Source organism: Serratia sp. 201 (assembly GCF_037027545.1).
In the GTDB taxonomy this organism is placed as follows: Bacteria; Pseudomonadota; Gammaproteobacteria; order Enterobacterales; family Enterobacteriaceae; genus Serratia; species Serratia bockelmannii.
Map to the genome: position 1 here is coordinate 106,071 of NZ_JAXCHC010000004.1, position 15,098 is coordinate 121,168.

Below are 15,098 nucleotides of genomic sequence, written 5' to 3' on the forward strand. Positions count from 1 at the left end.
ACTCCTTAAAATGAGAGAAATTGAAAATCAAACGTTAAAATTTTGTGGGCGCCGGAAAGTAAAAAGGCACGCTATCCAGAGGATTTAGCGTGCCTTTCAGGGCTACCGGGTAGGTCTGTTATTGTTCATTTTCATCCGTATAGCGTTTAGCTTTATAAGCCGGGTGCATCAGGTTCTCCACGGAGAAGATGTCATCCAGCTCGGCTTCGGTCAGCAGGCCGCGTTCCAGCACCACTTCGCGCACGCTCTTGCCGGTTTCGGCGCAGATCTTCCCGACGATGTCACCGTTGTGGTGGCCAATGAACGGGTTCAGATAGGTGACGATACCGATCGAGTTGAAGACGTAGTGTTCGCAGACTTCTTTATTCGCGGTGATGCCGTTAATGCATTTTTCCAGCAGGTTGTAGCAGGCGTTGGTCAGGATGTGGATCGACTCGAACATCGCCTGGCCGATCACCGGCTCCATCACGTTCAGCTGCAGCTGGCCCGCTTCGGCCGCCATGGTAACGCAAGTGTCGTTGCCAATCACCTTGAAACACACCTGATTGACCACTTCCGGCACCACCGGGTTCACTTTGGCCGGCATGATGGACGACCCCGCCTGCAGCTCCGGCAGGTTGATTTCGTTCAGGCCGGCGCGCGGGCCGGAGGAGAGCAGGCGCAGGTCGTTACAGATTTTGGACAGTTTCACCGCCAGGCGTTTGAGTGCGCTGTGCACCATCACGTAGGCGCCGCAGTCGGAGGTGGCTTCGATCAGGTCTTCCGCCGGTACCACCGGCAGGCCGCTGACTTCCGCCAGTTTTTGCACCGCCAGCGGCTGATAGCCTTCCGGGGTGTTGAGCGCGGTGCCGATGGCGGTGGCGCCCAGGTTAACTTCCAGCAGCAGCTCCGCGGTGCGGTGCAGGTTGCGGGTCTCTTCGTTCAGCAGCACGCTGAAGGCGTGGAATTCCTGGCCGAGGGTCATCGGCACTGCGTCCTGCAGCTGGGTGCGGCCCATTTTCAGGATGGTTTCGAACTCTTTCGCCTTGCGATCGAAGCCTTCACGCAGCTGGTTGATGGCGTCGATCAGTTTCTGGTTGGAGGCGTACACCGCGATGCGGAACCCGGTCGGGTAGGCGTCGTTGGTGGACTGGCACTTATTGAGGTGATCGTTCGGGTTCAGGTACTGGTATTCGCCTTTTTGATGGCCCATCAGCTCCAGGCCGATGTTCGCCAGCACTTCGTTGGTGTTCATGTTCAGCGAGGTGCCTGCGCCGCCCTGGAACACGTCCACCGGGAACTGATCCATGCACTTGCCTTTATCCAGCACCTCGTCGCAGGCCTGGATGATCACGTCGGCGATTTTGCGTGGGATGGTTTTGAGTTCTTTGTTGGCCATCGCCGCGGCCTTTTTCACCATCACCATGCCGCGAACGAACTCGGGGACATCGCTGATTTTGCTGTTGCTGATGTAGAAGTTTTCAATCGCACGCAGAGTGTGAACTCCGTAGTAAGCGTCTGCGGGGACTTCACGTGTTCCTAACAGGTCTTCTTCGATACGAATGTTGTTTGACATGAGAACCTTCTCTATGTGTTGCTGCCGAATTAATAATTTGTCAGGTCAAGGCTAGTAAGGGCACAGCCTAAATTAATGTTGCCGAAGGCTTGGGGCGTGAAACGATTAACCAAATCGCCCGTTGCTGCCCAGATCATATGCTGGTTGATAAGAAATGACTGAATCCAGATCACCTTATGGTGTTTAAGGATATGCCCTTTTCCGGTTCTGTGACTTCTTTCACGTTTGTGAACTTTAGCAATAAAAACCGGCTCTCGGTTGAAATGGTGGGGGGATGCCCTCATTGTAATGGTGTCGGCCGTTTACGGCCTCTTTTTTCGCGCCGTCGCCCCGTGGCGGCCGTGCCTTACCTACCGATAGGAGAACCAGGTGCGCTGGTTACCGCTACTGCTGATATTTCTGCTGGCTTACATAGAAATATCCATCTTTATCAAAGTCGCCGCCGTGCTCGGCGTGGCTGTCACCCTGCTGCTGGTGGTGTTCAGCTCCTGCGTCGGCATTTCGCTGGTGCGCAATCAGGGCATGAAAACCTTCGTGCAGATGCAGCAAAAACTGGCGGCCGGCGAAAGCCCGGCGGCGGAAATGGTGAAAAGCGTTTCGCTGGTGCTGGCGGGCTTCCTGCTGCTGATACCGGGCTTCTTCACCGACTTCCTCGGCCTGTTGCTGCTGCTGCCACCGGTGCAAAAATCGCTGACGCTGAAGCTGATGCCGCACCTGTCGGTGTATCGCCCCGGCGGTTGGACGGGCGGCGACGCCGCCAACGGCAATACCTTCGACGGCGAATTCCAGCGCAAGGACGACGAACGCCCGGTGCTGGAACACCGCCCGGACGAGGATCGCAAACCTCACGATCGTTAAGCAAACGCGGCTCAGGCCGCGTTTTTCATCTCTGCGGCACTCGCCGAACCGAAAATGCGAAATTTTTTTTGTTCGCCCCCTTGAAGGGGGCTGGAACGCCCCCATCTCAAATGCCACGAGGCCGGTAATAACAACCATCCGGTGTACAACCCTAAATCTGATAGAGACCTTCTTACAGGAGAGCGTTCAATGAGTATTCGTCCATTGCATGACCGCGTTATCGTCAAGCGCAAAGAAGTTGAATCAAAATCTGCTGGCGGCATCGTCCTGACTGGCTCTGCTGCGGGTAAATCCACTCGCGGTGAAGTGGTTGCAGTGGGTAAAGGGCGTGTGCTGGAAAACGGCAACATCCAACCGCTGGATGTGAAAGTTGGCGATATCGTGATTTTCAACGACGGCTACGGCGTGAAAGCAGAGAAGATCGACAATGAAGAAGTGTTGATCATGTCCGAAAGCGACATTCTGGCAATTGTTGAAGCGTAATTGCGCTTTATCTTCTGAACTGAACGAGTTGAAGGGAAATACCAATGGCAGCTAAAGACGTAAAATTCGGCAATGACGCTCGCGTGAAAATGCTCCGCGGCGTGAATGTTCTCGCTGATGCAGTAAAAGTGACCCTGGGCCCGAAAGGCCGCAACGTAGTGCTGGATAAATCTTTCGGCGCACCGACCATCACCAAAGACGGCGTTTCCGTTGCGCGTGAAATCGAACTGGAAGACAAGTTCGAGAACATGGGCGCACAGATGGTGAAAGAAGTGGCCTCCAAAGCGAACGACGCGGCGGGCGACGGCACCACCACTGCAACCGTACTGGCTCAATCCATCATCACCGAAGGCCTGAAAGCGGTTGCTGCAGGCATGAACCCGATGGATCTGAAGCGCGGCATCGACAAAGCGGTTGTCGCTGCGGTTGAAGAACTGAAAAAACTGTCCGTACCTTGCTCCGATTCCAAAGCTATCGCTCAGGTCGGCACCATCTCCGCCAACTCCGACGAAACCGTGGGTAAACTGATCGCGGAAGCGATGGAGAAAGTGGGCAAAGAAGGCGTTATCACCGTTGAAGAAGGCACCGGCCTGCAAGACGAGCTGGACGTGGTTGAAGGTATGCAGTTCGACCGCGGTTACCTGTCTCCATACTTCATCAACAAGCCGGAAACCGGTTCTGTTGAGCTGGAAAGCCCGTTCATCCTGCTGGCCGACAAGAAGATCTCCAACATCCGCGAAATGCTGCCGGTGCTGGAAGCCGTTGCCAAAGCAGGCAAACCGCTGCTGATCATCGCTGAAGACGTAGAAGGCGAAGCGCTGGCGACCCTGGTGGTCAACACCATGCGCGGCATCGTGAAAGTGGCTGCCGTTAAGGCGCCTGGCTTCGGCGACCGTCGTAAAGCCATGCTGCAGGACATCGCTACCCTGACTGCCGGTACCGTTATCTCTGAAGAGATCGGTCTGGAACTGGAAAAAGCCACCCTGGAAGATCTGGGTCAGGCGAAACGCGTTGTCATCAACAAAGACACCACCATCATCATCGATGGCGTGGGCGACGAAGCGACCATCCAGGGCCGCGTTGCTCAAATTCGTCAGCAGATCGAAGAAGCGACCTCTGACTACGATCGTGAAAAACTGCAGGAGCGCGTAGCGAAACTGGCCGGCGGCGTTGCCGTTATCAAGGTTGGCGCAGCCACTGAAGTTGAAATGAAAGAGAAGAAAGCCCGCGTTGAAGACGCCCTGCACGCAACCCGCGCCGCAGTGGAAGAAGGCGTGGTTGCCGGCGGCGGCGTCGCGCTGATCCGCGTTGCAGGCAAAATCGCCGCGCTGAAAGGCGACAACGAAGACCAGAACGTGGGTATCAAAGTTGCGCTGCGCGCAATGGAAGCCCCTCTGCGTCAGATCGTGGTCAACGCCGGTGAAGAAGCTTCCGTTATCGCCAACCAGGTGAAAGCGGGCGAAGGCAGCTACGGCTACAACGCTTACTCTGAAGAATACGGCGACATGATCGCGATGGGTATCCTGGATCCAACCAAAGTGACCCGTTCTGCTCTGCAGTACGCGGCTTCCGTGGCTGGCCTGATGATCACCACCGAATGCATGGTCACCGACCTGCCGAAGGCTGACGCACCGGATCTGGGCGCAGCAGGCGGCATGGGTGGCATGGGCGGCATGGGCGGCATGATGTAATCATCCCCACACGCTTGTGTGCTGAGAACCCCGGTCAACTGACCGGGGTTTTTTTTAGCTTAAAAATCAATTAAAAGGATGTTTTGTTAGCTTGTTATTAGTTTGGTGAATGAATAATTGCATTATTTTGTTTTTACCCTAAACCGTTGTCGTTTCGTACCGATATAGCCCCTACCAGGCGGGGAATTTCCCCTCGCCGGTGTGACTGTCAACGGAGACGACTTATGCTGAAAAATATGAAAATAGCCACCTGGCTGATGATGATGCTGTTGCTGCTGGGCTTGATGCCCATGGGAACTGGCGCCATTGCCTTCTATTTCATGCAGCAAAACGGCCACAGTATCGACAGGATGAGCACCTTCTCCGACGAGGAAGCGGCGCTGAACCGCAGTTGGCGTGCTTTGCTGCAAACGCAGACGCTGATCGACAACATGGCGTTCGAGCGCTGGGCGCAGACCAGCAGAGCCGATATTCAGCAGGGTATCGATGAGGCGCGAGGTGAGCTGCGCAGCGCCGACGTCGCGTTCAACCTGTTTTGGGAGACGCCGGGCCTGACGGTATCGCGCCCGGATCTGGGCGAGGCGATGAAAAAGGTTTACCTGGCGCAGCAGGCGGTGCTGAAGCAAGAACTGACGCTGTTGGCCGACACGCCACAGACGGCGCTGATCGAGCGGCTGCACGCCATGGCGGCAGAGAAGCGCCAGGTGCGCCAGCGGCTGGATAACCAGTTTGCCGACTACATGCGGGCCACGGTGGCCGCCCACCGTCTGGCAGTGGAAGAGGCGGAGCAGACCCAAAAAGTCTTCGCCCGCCTGCTGAGCGGCACCCTGGCAGCGATCCTGTTGCTGCTGGTCGCCGTGCAGCGTGATTTCCGCCGGCGCTTGATTCTGCCGCTGCGCCAGATCGCCGAACACTTGCAAAAGGTTGGGCGCGGCGATCTACGCAGCGAGATCGCGGTACGCAACAACAATGAGATCGGCATGCTGTTCGCCAGCCTACGGACGATGCAGCAGGAGCTGAGTGCGACCGTGCAGCAGGTGCGTGACGGTGTGGAGTCGATCAACCACGGTACGCACGAGATCGCCGTCGGCAACGCCGATCTCTCCAGCCGCACCGAAGAACAAGCCAGCGCGCTGACGGAAACCGCCGCCAGCATGGAGCAGATTACCGCCACGGTGCGGCAAAACGCCGATAACGCCACTCAGGCCGCCGGCATGGTCAATCAGACCGCCGGCATTGCCCGCAACGGCGAAACGCTGATGGCCAGCGCGATCGACAAGATGCGGGCGATCAACGACAGCGCGCGTCAGGTGGGGGATATTACCAGCGTGATCGACGGCATCGCCTTCCAGACCAACATTCTGGCGCTGAACGCCGCCGTCGAGGCCGCACGTGCCGGGGAGCAGGGGCGGGGTTTTGCGGTGGTAGCCGGCGAAGTGCGCAATCTGGCGCAGCGCTGCGCGACTTCGGCCAAGGAGATCAGCGGTCTGGTCGACGGCGTAACCGGCGATATCGCCGCCGGCGTGCGGCTGGTGGAACAGGCGGGCGAGACGATGAATGCCATCGTCGGCTCGGTGAACCAGGTGACGTCGCTGATGGATAACATCTCCTATGCGTCGGAAGAGCAAAGCAAAGGCGTCGAGCAGGTCGGGGTGGCGGTGACCCAGATGGATCAGGTGACCCAGCAGAACGCCGCGCTGGTGGAGGAGGTGGCGACCACCGCCGTCGGCGTGGAGGAACAGGCGGCCCTGCTGGCGCAGGCGGTGGCGGTATTCAAACTGGCGGAGGGGGAACCGCGCCAGGGCGACGTGGAGGCGCAGGCATCGGCGGCCGTTGCCGGTTGGGTATAACGCCGCCGCACTGTATTTGATGATATTTTTGCCGCCCGGGGCGATTTAGCTGGTAAACTGGTAAGTCATCAGCTGTCGCTCAAGACGTTGGCCCGCTCGCGCGGCAACGGATGCTTAAGAGATGGCATCGCTTTCTGATATACCCTATGAATTTCAAGTTGTAGCTAGGCGGCCAGCTCGTGAGTCCCCAGGCGCTTACTTGAGTAAGTAACTGGGGTGAGCGAGCGCAGTCAACAACGCTACAGCTTGAAAGGCGACGGGTAGAAGATTTTGCGTAATTCTCAACATCGAATGGGGAACAAGATGCGGATTAAAGCCTTACTGGGTCTTTCGGCAGCGATGCTGCTGGCGGGTTGCAGCACCACTCATGAACTGACCGCTGCGGGTCAGCAGATCAAGTTCACCGACAGCAAGCCGGCGGCGGAATGCCAGCTGCTGGGGGAAGTGACCGGCACCCAGAGCAACTGGCTGTCCGGCAACGGCGGTGAAGGCAGCTCCATGCGCGGTGCGGCCAACGATCTGCGCAACAAGGCGGCGGCCATGGGCGGCAACGTGATCTACGGCGCCAACAGCCCGAGCCAGAATCTGCTCTCCAGCTTCGCACCGCTGGACAGCAAAATGGTCGGCCAGGTTTACAAGTGCCCGTAAGGCGCTGAGACCGCAGTCGCAAAGAGATAAAAAAAGAGGAATGCCACGGCATTCCTCTTTTCGTTCCATCGGGCCATGTGGCGCGCGTCACTCCGGCATCAGGCGCAGGTCGATCGGCGTTTTGCTCGGTTCGCCGCCCACTTCACGCGTCAGGCGCGGTACCAGGTAACCGGACACCTTGCTCAGCAGCGCCTGCATGATGGCGCGCGCTTCATCGTCGCTGACCATGAAGTGCGCTGCGCCCTGCACCTTGTCCAGCACGTGGATGTAGTAAGGCAGGATACCGGCGTCGAACAGCGCGTTGCTGAGCGCCGCCAGCGTGTCGGCATCGTCGTTGACGTCGCGCAGCAGCACGCTCTGGTTGAGCAGCGTGACGCCGGCGAGGCGCAGCTGCGCCATGGCGCTTTGCAGGTCGCGGTCAATTTCGTTGGCGTGGTTGATGTGCGTGACCATCAGCACCTGCAGGCGCGAGGCCGACAGCAGGCGGCACAGCGCCGGCGTGATGCGCGCCGGGATCACCACCGGCAAACGGGTGTGAATGCGCAGGCGTTTCAGGTGCGGGATGGTCTCCAGTTCGCCAACCAGCCATTCCAGCTCGCTGTCTTTGGCCATCAGCGGATCGCCGCCGGAAAAAATGATCTCGTCCAGTTCCGGGTGTTGGCGGATATAATCCAGTGCCTGCCGCCAGTTGTTCTTATTGCCCTGATTATCCTGATAGGGGAAGTGGCGACGGAAGCAGTAACGGCAGTTGACCGCACAGCCGCCCTTGACCAGCAGCAGTGCGCGATTGCGGTATTTGTGCAGCAGGCCCGGCACCACGCTGCGCTGCTCATCGAGCGGATCGGTGGTGAACCCTGGGGCGTTGATGAACTCCTCTCTGGCGGTCAGCACCTGGCGCAGCAGCGGGTCGTTGGCATCGCCGGGGCGCATGCGCGCAGCGAAGGCGCGCGGCACGCGCAGGGCAAACAGCCGACGGGCATCGCGCCCCTGCGGCAGTTCCGGGTGCGTATTCAGTGACAAAAGCTGCAGTAATTCATCAGGATCGGTAATAACATCGGCGAGTTGATGCAACCAATCTTCTCTATGTGCCGTACTTTGGGTTATAATGTGTGCCATTTTTTTGGCTAAGCTACCAGTTCAAATATTCAGAGGGCCATCATGGCGACTTATTCTAGCAACGATTTCCGTCCGGGTCTTAAAATCATGTTCGAGGGCGAACCTTACGCCGTCGAAGCCAGTGAGTTCGTTAAGCCGGGCAAAGGCCAGGCGTTCGCGCGCGTGAAAATGCGCCGTCTGCTGACCGGCACCCGCGTGGAAAAAACCTTCAAGTCTACCGATTCTTGCGAAGGCGCAGACGTGATGGACACCAACATGAACTACCTGTACAGCGACGGTGAGTTCTACCACTTCATGCACCCTGAGTCTTTCGAACAGCATCAGGTTGACGGCAAAACCGTCGGCGACGCGGCCAAATGGCTGCAGGATAACGCAGAGTGCATCATCACCCTGTGGGATGGCCGTCCAATCGCCGTTCAGCCGCCGAACTTCATCGAAGCGGAAATCACCGATACCGATCCTGGCCTGAAAGGCGATACCGCAGGAACTGGCGGCAAGCCGGCAACCCTGAGCACCGGCGCCGTGGTGAAAGTGCCGTTGTTCGTCCAGATCGGCGAAGTGATCAAGGTTGACACTCGCTCTGGCGAATACGTCTCTCGCGTTAAATAAGTTTCAAAACAGAGGAACCCACGCGGTTCCTCTGTTTTATCCTATCCCCGTTCGTTGGCAGAAAATCCGCATGTTCAAGAAAACGTTGTTGGCCGTGCTCTCCCTGTTGTTCCTTTTCTCCCTCAGCAGTTGCAATACGTTTCGCGGTTTCGGCGAAGACGTTCAGCATCTCGGCGGCGCCATCTCCCGCACGGCCAGCTGATCCCGCCTTTAACCCGATGTATTTGCGCCACAAAGCCGGTCACGATCCCACACCCTCCGTCAATTTTGACTACGCTTAGAAAGCCGTACTTTTTCATCAACGACAAATAAGGACTTTCTTATGCTGAAGAAAAGTATTATCGCGATCTTCTCTTTGATGATTTTGAGCTCGCTGACCGCCTGCAATACCACCCGCGGTGTGGGTGAAGACATTCAGGCCGGCGGCAAGGCTATTCAGCGCAGCGCGGAATAATCCGTTCTCTACCCGGCGGCGTTCCGGCTGCGGAGAGCCGCCACATTTCTATCCCTTGCCTGAGCGTTAACGCTGCTGCTATCCTGCCGCAGTGCGGGTGAGGTTACCCGTCATGCGTCACCTCGCTAAACGGGACGACCCGTTTACGCGTCATTTTATCGGGGACGACCCCAGTGGTAGGGAGGCCGTCTCATGGCCTGGATTATTCTGCTTATCGCCGGTTTGCTCGAAGTGGTTTGGGCTATCGGTCTGAAATACACCCACGGTTTTACCCGGCTGACGCCGAGCATCATCACCATTGCTGCGATGGTGGTCAGCATGTTGCTGTTGGCCAACGCCATGAAAACGCTGCCCGCCGGCACCGCCTATGCGGTGTGGACCGGCATCGGCGCGGTGGGCGCGGCCATCATGGGCATGGTGCTGTTGGGCGAATCGACCAATATCGCGCGCATCATCAGCCTGTGTCTGATCGTGGTCGGCATTCTCGGGCTGAAGTTCAGCAGTCACTGATCGGCGGACTGTTGCACCCAGATCAGCTTGTCGGTGGCGAAACCGTAGCCTTTGGCCGTCTGCAATAAGCTGTCGCGTACGCTGGCGTCAAGCGTCGGCGTGCGCGACAGGATCCACAGATAGTCGCGGTTAGGGCCGCAAACCAGCGCGTAGCGATACTGCGGGTCCAGGGCAATCACGTTATAGCCGCCGTAGAAGGGGCCGAAGAACGACACTTTCAGCGCCGCGACCTGCGGTGAACCGATAAAGTAGGCTTTGCCTTCGCTTTCTTGCCATTGCTGTTTTTGCGCATTGAAGCCGCGATTGATGACTTTCAGCCCGCCGTCGGCGCGCGGGCTGTAATGGGCGGTCACCTGCTGCAAACCGCGTTCAAAACGATGATCCAGACGAGCGATCTCATACCAGGTACCGAGATAGCGCTGGCTGTCAAAGGGGGTCACGACCTTGATGTCTTTAGGCGGGGAGACGCTGCAGGCGACGGAGAGCAGGGCGGAAAGCATGACGCTAAGCTTTGACCATAAACGCATCGGTGACTCCTGTTTACCGGGGGCGAGTAAACAGTGTAGCCGATGAGAAAAGGGCGGCCAACGGGCGTTGGCCACCCGAGCGGTTTACAGAGTGACGACGCCGATGACGGTGACGACGCTGAGGATTGCCGCCAGACCGTAGAACACCCACTTGCCGGCCGGCACGTGGATCTTCAGATCGTGCATCGCATGGTGGATGCGGTGCAGGCCGCACCACAGCGGCAGAATGATCATCAGCAGTAGGAACAGGCGGCCGATCAGGCTCTGGCAGAACGCCAGCACGCGTTCGTAACCCAGCGCTTCACCGGGGAACAGCCCCAGCGGCAGCAGAATGCCGACCAGCAGCACGATAGCCGGCGCGACGATCGCGCCCCACATGCCGCCGGCGCCGAACAATCCCCAGAAAACCGGCTCATCGGAGCGTTTAGGTGCTTGATTTATCATGTTTCCTCCGGATTAGAACAGGGCCACGGCCAGGATGACCACGCTGACGACGATCGTGACGGCCCACAGCCCTTTCACGATGGGGCCCGGTCCCATTTTCTCGCTGTTGACCACGATATTGGCGGCCTTCGGCGCCAGATCGAACCAGGTTTTGGTGTGCAGCGCCGCCGCCAGCAATGCGACGACGTTGATTAACAGCACCAGCGGATTCTGCAAGAAACCGACGAAGCCGGCCCAGCTCTCGGCGCCGCCCTTCAGCGCGAACACGCCGTAGAGCAGCACGATGCTGAACCAGACCGCCAGCACCGAGGTGCCTTCGCGCAGCATGTAGAAACGGTAGAAGCCGAGCTTTTGCCACCAGGTGGGCGTCATGGTGCGCACATAGGGCTTACGTTGAGTTGTCATGGCAATTTTCTCCCTTATTGCGGCTTCAGCATGGCGATCATGAAGTCCTTGGCGCTCTCCACCTTGCCTTGCTGGATAGCGGCGGCGGGATCGACGTGTTTCGGACAGACTTCGGAGCAATAGCCGACGAAGGTGCAGCTCCAGACGCCGTTTTGGCCGTTGAGCTGCGGCATGCGCTGTTTCTTGCCGTGGTCGCGGTTGTCCAGGTTATAGCGGTGCGCCAGCGTGATCGCCGCCGGGCCGATAAACTCGGGGTTGAGGCCGAACTGCGGGCACGCCGCGTAGCACAGGCCGCAGTTGATGCAGCCGGAGAACTGGTGGTATTTGGCCATCTGCGCCGGAGTCTGCACGTTCGGGCCATCTTCCGGTTTGCGATCGTTGCCGATGATGTACGGTTTGATCGCCTCCAGGCTTTCGATGAAGTGGGTCATGTCGACCACCAGATCGCGCTCGATCGGGAAGTTGCCCAGCGCTTCAACCTTCATGCCGCCGACGTAGTCGCGCAGGAAGGTTTTGCACGCCAACTTCGGCACGCGGTTGACCATCATGCCGCAGGAGCCGCAGATCGCCATGCGGCAAGACCAGCGGTAGGAGAGGTCCGGCGCCAGGTTATCCTTGATGTAGCCCAGCGCATCGAGCAACGAGGTCTGTTCGTCGTAAGGCACGGCGTAAGTGACGAAATGCGGCTCGGCGTCGCTTTCCGGGTTATAGCGCATGACGTCGATCTTCAGGGTTTGCATCTCAGCCATTTGCCTGCTCCTTATTCTTTTTCTCCTGCGCTTCGGCTTCTGCGCCGTAGACGCGTTTGGCCGGCGGCAGCTTGGTAATTTTCACGTCGCTGTATTCGAGACGCGGCGCGCCCTGCGGGTTATGGAACGCCAGCGTATGCTTGAGGAAGTTGACGTCGTCACGCTCGGTGCAGCCTTCGTCCAGGCGCTGGTGGGCGCCGCGCGACTCTTTGCGGTTAAACGCGGAGTGCGCCATGCATTCGGCGACGTCCAGGCCATAGCCCAGCTCGATGGTGTACAGCAGATCGGTATTGAAGACGCTGGTGTTGTCGGTGATGTTGACGCGCTTGAAACGCTCTTTCAGCTCGGCCAGCTTATCGATGGTTTTTTGCATCAGCTCCGGCGTGCGGTAGATGCCGCAGCCTTCTTCCATCGACAGCCCCATTTCGTCGCGGATCTTCGCCCAGTTTTCGTTGCCTTCCTGCTTCATCAGGTTGCTCAGGCGGGTTTCGACGTCGCGGGTTTGTGCATCCAGCGCGCTGCCGTTGGCCGGCGCGGTCTCGAGCGCGCGGCGCGCGGCGTGTTCACCGGCGACGCGGCCGAACACCACCAGTTCCGCCAGCGAGTTGGAGCCGAGGCGGTTGGCGCCGTGCAGGCCGACGGAGGAGCACTCGCCGACCGCGAACAGCCCCTTGATGCGGGTTTCACAGTTCTGGTCGGTTTCAATGCCGCCCATGGTGTAGTGCGCGGTAGGGCGCACCGGGATCGGATCTTTCACCGGATCGACGCCGACGTAGGCCTTGGCCAGTTCGCAGATGAACGGCAGCCGCTCCAGCAGCTTTTTCTCGCCCAGGTGGCGCAGATCGAGGTAGACCACGTCGCCGCGTGGGGTGGCGATGGTGCGGCCGGCGCGCCATTCATGCCAGAAGGCCTGGGACACTTTATCGCGCGGGCCCAGCTCCATGTATTTGTTCTTCGGCTCGCCCAGCGGGGTTTCCGGACCCATGCCGTAGTCTTGCAGGTAACGGTAGCCGTCTTTGTTCACCAGGATGCCACCTTCGCCGCGACAGCCCTCGGTCATCAGGATGCCGGAACCGGGCAGGCCGGTCGGATGATACTGCACGAACTCCATGTCGCGCAGCGGTACGCCGTGGTGGAACGCCATGCCCATGCCGTCGCCGGTAACGATGCCCCCGTTGGTGTTGTAGCGATAAACGCGCCCGGCGCCGCCGGTGGCCATCACCACCGCGTTGGCGCGGATCTGCACGCGGGTGCCTTCCATCATGTTGAGCGCCACCAGGCCGCGCGCCTGGCCGTCATCCACCAGGATATCCAGCACGAAGTGCTCGTCGAAGCGTTGGATCTGCGGGTATTTCAGCGAGGTTTGGAACAGGGTGTGCAGCATGTGGAAGCCGGTCTTGTCGGCGGCGAACCAGGTGCGTTCGATCTTCATGCCGCCGAAGCGCCGCACGTTGACCGACCCGTCCGGTTTGCGGCTCCACGGGCAGCCCCATTGCTCAAGCTGGGTCATCTCGCGCGGGCACTGATGCACGAAGTGATCGACCACGTCCTGCTCGCACAACCAGTCGCCGCCGGCGACGGTGTCGTTGAAGTGGTAGTCGAAGGTATCGTGATCCTGGGTGACGGCGGCGGAGCCCCCCTCGGCGGCGACCGTGTGGCTGCGCATCGGATAGACCTTAGAGATCAGCGCGATTTTCAGTTGGGGATTGGCTTCCGCTGCGGCTATTGCTGCACGTAAACCAGCGCCCCCGGCCCCAATAATGGCAAGATCGGCGTTAAAGGTTTGCACTGCATTCCTCCAATGTTCTTGTTAAGAACGGCAAGTTAAATATCTATGCTTAAAATTTAGCGAACTCTTCGGGTGCTAACTAATTGAACCGATTAATGTTGCTTAAAGGTTAAGGATAGATATCTCCCACCAATAATGGGGAATTAACTATACCTAAAGTTAAGTAGTCGAAATTTGATGTGATCGATTGTTTTGTCGATTAACGCTCGACCAACAGGCTTGCCTGTTTTTTTGCGCGTTTGGCCTGCTTTACCCTTTTTAACGCGCTTTTGCCGCCCATTTATCGGAAATTGGCGTTATGGACGGTTGTGCATCGTGAAGAATTTGTTTGGCTGCAAGGATGCGAGTAGACTGCATCCCCTGTTTGATTTCGGAGTTAATTACCATGAGCGAAACGGCAAGCTGGCAGCCTAGTGCACCCATCGCCAATTTGTTGAAACGCGCAGCGATTCTGGCTGAGATCCGGCGTTTCTTCGCCGATCGTGGCGTGCTGGAAGTTGAGACGCCCACCATGAGCCAGGCGACGGTCACCGACGTTCACCTGTTCCCGTTCGAGACGCGTTTCGTCGGGCCGGGGGCGGCAGAGGGCCTGACGCTATACATGATGACCAGCCCGGAATATCACATGAAGCGCCTGTTGGCGGCGGGCAGCGGCCCGATCTACCAAATGGGGCGCAGCTTCCGCAATGAAGAAGCCGGGCGGCATCACAACCCGGAATTCACCATGCTGGAGTGGTACCGTCCGCACTACGACATGTACCGCCTGATGAACGAGGTGGACGATCTGCTGCAACAGGTGCTGGACTGCGAGAGCGCGGAGACCCTGTCCTATCAGCAGGCGTTCCTGCGCCATCTGGACATCGATCCGCTGTCGGCGGAGAAGGCGCAGCTGCGTGAAGCGGCAGCCAAACTCGATCTGAGCAACATCGCCGATACCGAAGAAGACCGTGATACGTTGTTGCAGCTGCTGTTCACCGTGGGCGTGGAGCCGCATATCGGCCGTGAAAAACCGGCGTTCGTGTACCACTTCCCGGCCAGCCAGGCGGCGCTGGCGGAGATCAGCACCGAAGACCACCGCGTGGCGGAGCGTTTCGAGGTGTATTTCAAGGGCATTGAGCTGGCGAACGGTTTCCGCGAGCTGACCGACGGCCGTGAACAACAGCAGCGCTTCGAGCAGGACAACCGCAAACGTGCGGAGCGCGGCCTGCCGCAGCAGCCGATCGACTACAACCTGTTGGCGGCGTTGCAGCACGGCATGCCGGAATGCTCCGGCGTGGCGCTGGGCGTGGATCGCCTGGTGATGCTGGCGCTGGGCGCCGAGAGCCTGAGCGAAGTTTTAGCCTTCCCAGTCGGGATCGCCTGAGTTTCAGGCGGTAAGAAAAGCAAAAAAGGCCGGCATTTGCCGGCCCT

Annotated in this window: 17 protein-coding genes; 10 read left to right on the plus strand and 7 right to left on the minus strand. The window is 58.7% G+C overall.

The genetic code is table 11. From position 1 onward, the window contains the following. Positions 1-118 precede the first annotated feature (118 nt). Positions 119-1,555 carry an aspartate ammonia-lyase gene (gene aspA / locus WA302_RS19260; RefSeq protein ID WP_004929659.1) on the minus strand — a complete coding sequence of 479 codons (1,437 nt, stop codon included), beginning with the start codon at positions 1,553-1,555 and terminating at the stop codon, positions 119-121. Positions 1,556-1,924: 369 nt separating this feature from the next. Between aspA and WA302_RS19265 the strand changes: the two genes are divergently transcribed. The 5 genes from WA302_RS19265 to WA302_RS19285 all read left to right on the plus strand — a co-directional run bounded on the left by WA302_RS19265 (position 1,925) and on the right by WA302_RS19285 (position 7,085). Then, positions 1,925-2,413 carry an FxsA family protein gene (locus WA302_RS19265; RefSeq protein WP_004929660.1) on the plus strand — a complete coding sequence of 163 codons (489 nt, stop codon included), beginning with the start codon at positions 1,925-1,927 and terminating at the stop codon, positions 2,411-2,413. A gap of 189 nt (positions 2,414-2,602) precedes the next feature. Beyond that, positions 2,603-2,896 carry a co-chaperone GroES gene (locus tag WA302_RS19270; protein WP_004929661.1) on the plus strand — a complete coding sequence of 98 codons (294 nt, stop codon included), beginning with the start codon at positions 2,603-2,605 and terminating at the stop codon, positions 2,894-2,896. Positions 2,897-2,940: 44 nt separating this feature from the next. Beyond that, positions 2,941-4,587, plus strand: a complete 1,647-nt coding sequence (gene groL / locus WA302_RS19275; protein WP_004929662.1) for a chaperonin GroEL — start codon at positions 2,941-2,943, stop codon at positions 4,585-4,587. A 224-nt stretch (positions 4,588-4,811) separates the two neighbouring features. Next, positions 4,812-6,437 carry a methyl-accepting chemotaxis protein gene (locus WA302_RS19280; protein ID WP_049295091.1) on the plus strand — a complete coding sequence of 542 codons (1,626 nt, stop codon included), beginning with the start codon at positions 4,812-4,814 and terminating at the stop codon, positions 6,435-6,437. 303 nt (positions 6,438-6,740) lie between these two features. Further along, on the plus strand, positions 6,741-7,085 hold the full coding sequence (locus WA302_RS19285; RefSeq protein ID WP_025305007.1) for a DUF4156 domain-containing protein: 345 nt from the start codon (positions 6,741-6,743) through the stop codon (positions 7,083-7,085). 87 nt (positions 7,086-7,172) lie between these two features. On the opposite strand, the gene epmB is transcribed toward WA302_RS19285, so the two are convergent. Then, complete coding sequence (gene epmB, locus WA302_RS19290) at positions 7,173-8,201, minus strand: EF-P beta-lysylation protein EpmB (RefSeq protein ID WP_049295092.1); 1,029 nt, start codon at positions 8,199-8,201, stop codon at positions 7,173-7,175. A gap of 42 nt (positions 8,202-8,243) precedes the next feature. On the opposite strand from epmB, the gene efp reads away from it, so the two are divergent. From efp to sugE, 4 genes are all read left to right on the plus strand, one after another. Next, complete coding sequence (gene efp, locus WA302_RS19295) at positions 8,244-8,810, plus strand: elongation factor P (RefSeq protein WP_004929666.1); 567 nt, start codon at positions 8,244-8,246, stop codon at positions 8,808-8,810. Positions 8,811-8,880: 70 nt separating this feature from the next. Next, positions 8,881-9,012, plus strand: coding sequence for an entericidin A/B family lipoprotein (locus WA302_RS19300; protein ID WP_004929667.1), 132 nt, complete (start codon positions 8,881-8,883; stop codon positions 9,010-9,012). A 120-nt stretch (positions 9,013-9,132) separates the two neighbouring features. Then, a complete protein-coding gene (locus WA302_RS19305; protein WP_004929668.1) occupies positions 9,133-9,264 on the plus strand; it encodes an entericidin A/B family lipoprotein in 132 nt (43 codons plus the stop codon). A gap of 192 nt (positions 9,265-9,456) precedes the next feature. After that, on the plus strand, positions 9,457-9,774 hold the full coding sequence (gene sugE / locus WA302_RS19310; RefSeq protein ID WP_004929669.1) for a quaternary ammonium compound efflux SMR transporter SugE: 318 nt from the start codon (positions 9,457-9,459) through the stop codon (positions 9,772-9,774). On the opposite strand, the gene blc is transcribed toward sugE, so the two are convergent. From blc to frdA, 5 genes are all read right to left on the minus strand, one after another. Beyond that, positions 9,768-10,301, minus strand: coding sequence for an outer membrane lipoprotein Blc (blc, locus tag WA302_RS19315; RefSeq protein ID WP_049295093.1), 534 nt, complete (start codon positions 10,299-10,301; stop codon positions 9,768-9,770). The two genes, sugE and blc, sit on opposite strands and share 7 nt — an antisense overlap. A gap of 84 nt (positions 10,302-10,385) precedes the next feature. Beyond that, on the minus strand, positions 10,386-10,745 hold the full coding sequence (gene frdD / locus WA302_RS19320) for a fumarate reductase subunit FrdD (RefSeq protein ID WP_004929672.1): 360 nt from the start codon (positions 10,743-10,745) through the stop codon (positions 10,386-10,388). A gap of 12 nt (positions 10,746-10,757) precedes the next feature. Then, complete coding sequence (gene frdC / locus WA302_RS19325; RefSeq protein WP_025305010.1) at positions 10,758-11,150, minus strand: fumarate reductase subunit FrdC; 393 nt, start codon at positions 11,148-11,150, stop codon at positions 10,758-10,760. A 14-nt stretch (positions 11,151-11,164) separates the two neighbouring features. Further along, positions 11,165-11,899 (minus strand): succinate dehydrogenase/fumarate reductase iron-sulfur subunit, encoded by a 735-nt coding sequence (locus WA302_RS19330; RefSeq protein ID WP_004929676.1) that lies wholly within the window; start codon positions 11,897-11,899, stop codon positions 11,165-11,167. After that, positions 11,892-13,688, minus strand: coding sequence for a fumarate reductase (quinol) flavoprotein subunit (gene frdA / locus WA302_RS19335; RefSeq protein WP_049209616.1), 1,797 nt, complete (start codon positions 13,686-13,688; stop codon positions 11,892-11,894). The genes WA302_RS19330 and frdA overlap by 8 nt, the downstream gene beginning before the upstream one ends. A gap of 385 nt (positions 13,689-14,073) precedes the next feature. Here frdA and epmA point away from each other — a divergent pair, with 385 nt between their 5' ends. Next, positions 14,074-15,051 carry an elongation factor P--(R)-beta-lysine ligase gene (epmA, locus tag WA302_RS19340; RefSeq protein ID WP_025305012.1) on the plus strand — a complete coding sequence of 326 codons (978 nt, stop codon included), beginning with the start codon at positions 14,074-14,076 and terminating at the stop codon, positions 15,049-15,051. The last annotated feature ends 47 nt before the right edge of the window (positions 15,052-15,098 follow it).

Coding starts and splice junctions, on each gene's coding strand:
- sugE (WP_004929669.1), top strand. CDS start 9,457: ATGGCCTGGATTATTCTGCTTATCGCCGGTTTGCTCGAAGTGGTTTGG.
- WA302_RS19330 (WP_004929676.1), bottom strand. CDS start 11,899: ATGGCTGAGATGCAAACCCTGAAGATCGACGTCATGCGCTATAACCCG.
- aspA (WP_004929659.1), bottom strand. CDS start 1,555: ATGTCAAACAACATTCGTATCGAAGAAGACCTGTTAGGAACACGTGAA.
- WA302_RS19285 (WP_025305007.1), top strand. CDS start 6,741: ATGCGGATTAAAGCCTTACTGGGTCTTTCGGCAGCGATGCTGCTGGCG.
- groL (WP_004929662.1), top strand. CDS start 2,941: ATGGCAGCTAAAGACGTAAAATTCGGCAATGACGCTCGCGTGAAAATG.
- blc (WP_049295093.1), bottom strand. CDS start 10,301: ATGCGTTTATGGTCAAAGCTTAGCGTCATGCTTTCCGCCCTGCTCTCC.
- frdD (WP_004929672.1), bottom strand. CDS start 10,745: ATGATAAATCAAGCACCTAAACGCTCCGATGAGCCGGTTTTCTGGGGA.
- WA302_RS19280 (WP_049295091.1), top strand. CDS start 4,812: ATGCTGAAAAATATGAAAATAGCCACCTGGCTGATGATGATGCTGTTG.
- efp (WP_004929666.1), top strand. CDS start 8,244: ATGGCGACTTATTCTAGCAACGATTTCCGTCCGGGTCTTAAAATCATG.
- frdC (WP_025305010.1), bottom strand. CDS start 11,150: ATGACAACTCAACGTAAGCCCTATGTGCGCACCATGACGCCCACCTGG.
- epmB (WP_049295092.1), bottom strand. CDS start 8,201: ATGGCACACATTATAACCCAAAGTACGGCACATAGAGAAGATTGGTTG.
- WA302_RS19300 (WP_004929667.1), top strand. CDS start 8,881: ATGTTCAAGAAAACGTTGTTGGCCGTGCTCTCCCTGTTGTTCCTTTTC.
- WA302_RS19305 (WP_004929668.1), top strand. CDS start 9,133: ATGCTGAAGAAAAGTATTATCGCGATCTTCTCTTTGATGATTTTGAGC.
- WA302_RS19270 (WP_004929661.1), top strand. CDS start 2,603: ATGAGTATTCGTCCATTGCATGACCGCGTTATCGTCAAGCGCAAAGAA.
- epmA (WP_025305012.1), top strand. CDS start 14,074: ATGAGCGAAACGGCAAGCTGGCAGCCTAGTGCACCCATCGCCAATTTG.